Source organism: uncultured Methylobacterium sp. (genome assembly GCF_964251405.1).
Lineage (GTDB): Bacteria > Pseudomonadota > Alphaproteobacteria > Rhizobiales > Beijerinckiaceae > Methylobacterium.
The window spans coordinates 1-3,529 of record NZ_CAXUJR010000062.1 but is presented as its reverse complement, the minus strand read 5'-3'; the positions used below and the strand labels follow the sequence as shown (position 1 = coordinate 3,529).

Genomic DNA, 3,529 nt, shown 5'->3' with positions numbered 1-3,529 from the left:
TCTGTGTCACGTGTCGGGTCCGTCCTGTCGGCTTCCCGCGATATGGTCCGTGGGTGGGCGAGGTGCCATGAGCCGCGCAGCTGGGCCATGCTGATCGCGCTCTTTGCCGCACTTTTCCTGAGCGGCACCCCCGCCGACGCCGCCCCGGCCGGTGCTCCCCTCAAGCTCGTCGCCTTCGGTGACAGCCTCAGCGCGGGATACCGCCTCCCGGCGAGCGCGGCCTTTCCCTCGGTTCTGGAACGTGCCCTGCAGGCCCGAGGCCGGAACGTGACGGTGGCCAATGCCGGCGTCTCCGGCGACACCTCCACCGGTGGCCTCGACCGCCTCGACTGGTCCGTCCCGGACGGCATCGACGGGGTCGTGCTCGAACTCGGCGCCAACGACATGCTGCGCGGCACCGACCCGGCGGTGACGCGCAAGGCGCTCGACACGATCATCACCCGCCTGAAGGCCAGAGGAATCCCGGTGCTGCTCGCCGGCATGAACGCCTCGCGCAACCTCGGGCCGGATTATGTCGCCCGGTTCGACGCGATCTACCCGGACCTCGCCCGCACCCACGACCTCGTGCTCTACCCATTCTTCCTGAAGGGCATCGTCGGGGACCGCGCCTTCAACCTCGAGGACGGACTGCATCCCAACAGCAAGGGCGTCGAGGCGATCGTGTCCGGCATCCTGCCCACCGTCGAGACGTTCCTCGACCGGATCCAGGCGGGGCGCCGGTGAGGACGGCATAGACTGGAAACACGGGGCCGACGCGATGCCACGTCTCTTCACCGGCCTGGAAATTCCCGCCGGCATCGCCGATGCCTTGGCCCGATACCAAAGCGGATTGCGAGGTGCGCGCTGGATCGACCCCGCGGACTTCCACATCACCCTGCGTTTCCTCGGCGATGTGGAGTTGCCGCTGGCGGACACCGTTCACGACCTGCTGTCGGAGGCGCGCCCGCGCGGCCTCCTCCCGATCACGCTGTCGGGTCTCGCCAGCTTCGGAGGCGAGAAGCCCCGGTCGATCATCGCCGCCGTAGCGCCCTGCACCGAACTCGACGCGCTCCAGGCCGAGCATGAACGCATCTGCCGACAGGCCGGCGCGGAGCCGGAACGGCGCAAGTTCACGCCCCACGTGACGCTTGCCCGCCTGCGCCGCGAGGTGAAAGCGCCCGACGTCGCAGCCTACCTCGCCGAAGCCGGTTTCTTCCCGCCCCTGTCCTTCCTGTCCGAGCGGGTCGCCCTCTTCTCGGCCCGCGAATCGAAAGGCGGAGGGCCCTACGTGGTCGAGGCGGCTTACCCGCTTGGGGGAACTGTAACCGAGTAGCGTTCTCGGTTTGCGATAGCTGGGACCGGAATCCGACGCACTCGGTCGTTCCCGGGCGCCGCAAGCGAGCCCGGAACCCATCACCGCAGGTAGTTTTCCAGTTTGCCCCGTCGGCGGCTCGGGGTTCCGGGCTCTGCGGAGTTCATCCTCGGACTGGCCAAAGGCCAGATCCGGGGGCAGCCCCGGAATGACAACCGGAGCGGTGCGACGATCGGATCACAACCGCCGCAGCGCCACGCTCTCGATCCGGTGGCTCGCCCCCTTCGCCAGGATCAGGCTCGCTCTCTGGCGGGTCGGCAAAATGTTGTCGCGCAGGTTCGGCAGGTTGATCGTGGTCCAGAGACCGTCGGCGATCTCGATCGCCTCGGCTTCGCTGACCTCCGCGTATTTTCGAAAATAGGAGAGCGGATCGCGAAAGGCCGTGTGACGCAGGCGCAGGAAGCGGTTGAGATACCACCGGTGCAGGTCATCTTCGTGCCCGTCGAGGTAGATCGAGAAGTCGAAGAAGTCCGAGACGAAGGGGATGGCGGTGCCGTCCCGCGGCAGGCGGGCCGGCTGGAGAACATTGAGGCCTTCGACGATGAGGATGTCGGGGGATTCCACCACCCGCTCCTCGCCCGGCATCACGTCGTATACGAGGTGCGAGTAGAGCGGGGCGGCCACCCGCTTCTTGCCGGCCTTGATGTCGGTGAGGAAGCGAAGGAGCGCGGCGGTGTCGTAGCTCTCGGGAAAACCCTTGCGGTCCATGGCGCCCATGCGCTGCAGGGTGGCATTGGGCAGGAGGAACCCGTCGGTGGTGACGAGGTCGACCTTGGGGGTATTCGGCCAGCGTGCCAGCAGTGCCTTGAGCACGCGGGCCATGGTCGACTTGCCCACCGCCACCGAGCCCGCGACCCCGATGATGTAGGGGACCTTGGCCTCGTGCTCGGCCAGGAGGAAGCGTTGCGTCGCCTTGAACAGCCCCTGCGTCGCCGCGACGTAGAGCGAGAGCAGGCGTGACAGCGGCAGGTAGATCGCCACCACCTCTTCGAGCGAGATCGGGTCGTTGAGGGATTGCAGGCGGCCGACATCCTCGGCCGTGAGGGTGAGGGGCGTGTCGGCGCGCAACCCCGCCCATTCCTCGCGGGGGAACAGGCGGTAGGGCGACAGCCGCTCGGGGCCCTCCCCGGTAACGGGGTCCTGGCCAGCGATCACGCTCGGCGCCAGGGCCGCCAGCGGCTCCGTCTGCGGTGCTCCGCTCACGCCGCCCCCCGCGCCGCCTTCTCGGCGATCCCGCTCTGCGCGGTGCGGCGCTCGAGTTCGCCCAGGACCTCGTCGAGGCCGATGCCGGCGCCCTTCAGGACGACGAGGAGGTGATAGAGGACGTCGGCCGATTCCGCGACGAGCCCGGGCCGGTCGCCCTGAACCGCGGCGATGGCAGCCTCGACCGCTTCCTCGCCGAGCTTCTTCGCCGCCCTGGCAGGGCCGCCAGCCAGCAGCTTGGCGGTATAGGATTGGTCGGGCGGCGCCTCGGCCCTCACGGCCACGAGGGCTTCGAGGTCCAGGAGGGAGAACTGGGTCATGTGATCCTGAACCCCGTTGTCACGACTGACCCCCACCGGCGTCGAGCCGCACCGCGAGGCCGGCCGCCGCCATGTGCAGCTTCGCCTCCCCCACGGTGTGCTGGCCGAAATGGAAGATCGAGGCGGCAAGAACGGCGCTGGCGCCGCCGTCCCGTACGCCCGCCACAAGGTCGTCGAGGCTGCCAACTCCGCCGGAAGCGATGACCGGGATCGAGACCGCGTCGGTGATGGCGCGGGTCAGCGCGAGATCGTAGCCCGAGCGCATCCCGTCCCGGTCCATCGAGGTCACGAGCAGCTCGCCGGCACCGCGCTTTGCCATCTGGCGGGCGAAATCGATCGCGTCGATCCCGGTGGGGGTGCGCCCGCCATGGGTGAAGATCTGCCAAGCTGCGGGTTCGCCCGGGGCCGAGGTGCGCTTGGCGTCGATCGCCACCACGATGCATTGGCTGCCGAACTTGAGGGCGCCCGCCGAGACGAAATCCGGATCCTTCACGGCCGCCGTGTTGATCGAGACCTTGTCGGCCCCGGCAAGCAGAAGGGTGCGGATATCGGCCACGGTCCGGATGCCGCCGCCGACGGTGAGCGGCATGAAGCAGGCCTCCGCGGTGCGGCTGACGATATCGAGCAGCGTGCCGCGGTCCTCGTGGCTCGCCGT

Annotated in this window: 5 protein-coding genes; 2 read left to right on the top strand and 3 right to left on the bottom strand. The window is 68.7% G+C overall.

The genetic code is table 11. From position 1 onward, the window contains the following. The first annotated feature begins 87 nt into the window (after positions 1-87). Together ACFE7U_RS12105 and thpR are read left to right on the top strand one after the other, a co-directional pair. The gene (locus tag ACFE7U_RS12105) at positions 88-723 is read left to right on the top strand and encodes an arylesterase (RefSeq protein WP_375409978.1); all 636 of its coding nucleotides are present in this window, start codon (positions 88-90) and stop codon (positions 721-723) included. A gap of 34 nt (positions 724-757) precedes the next feature. Then, complete coding sequence (thpR, locus tag ACFE7U_RS12100; protein ID WP_375409977.1) at positions 758-1,312, top strand: RNA 2',3'-cyclic phosphodiesterase; 555 nt, start codon at positions 758-760, stop codon at positions 1,310-1,312. A 216-nt stretch (positions 1,313-1,528) separates the two neighbouring features. On the opposite strand, the gene coaA is transcribed toward thpR, so the two are convergent. The 3 genes from coaA to hisF all read right to left on the bottom strand — a co-directional run. Beyond that, positions 1,529-2,554 (bottom strand): type I pantothenate kinase, encoded by a 1,026-nt coding sequence (gene coaA, locus ACFE7U_RS12095; RefSeq protein ID WP_375409976.1) that lies wholly within the window; start codon positions 2,552-2,554, stop codon positions 1,529-1,531. Beyond that, positions 2,551-2,874 carry a phosphoribosyl-ATP diphosphatase gene (locus tag ACFE7U_RS12090; protein ID WP_375409975.1) on the bottom strand — a complete coding sequence of 108 codons (324 nt, stop codon included), beginning with the start codon at positions 2,872-2,874 and terminating at the stop codon, positions 2,551-2,553. The genes coaA and ACFE7U_RS12090 overlap by 4 nt, the downstream gene beginning before the upstream one ends. Before the next feature lie 19 nt (positions 2,875-2,893). After that, positions 2,894-3,529, bottom strand: a 636-nt coding sequence (gene hisF, locus ACFE7U_RS12085; RefSeq protein WP_375409974.1) for an imidazole glycerol phosphate synthase subunit HisF, incomplete at its 5' end; no start/stop codon positions are given.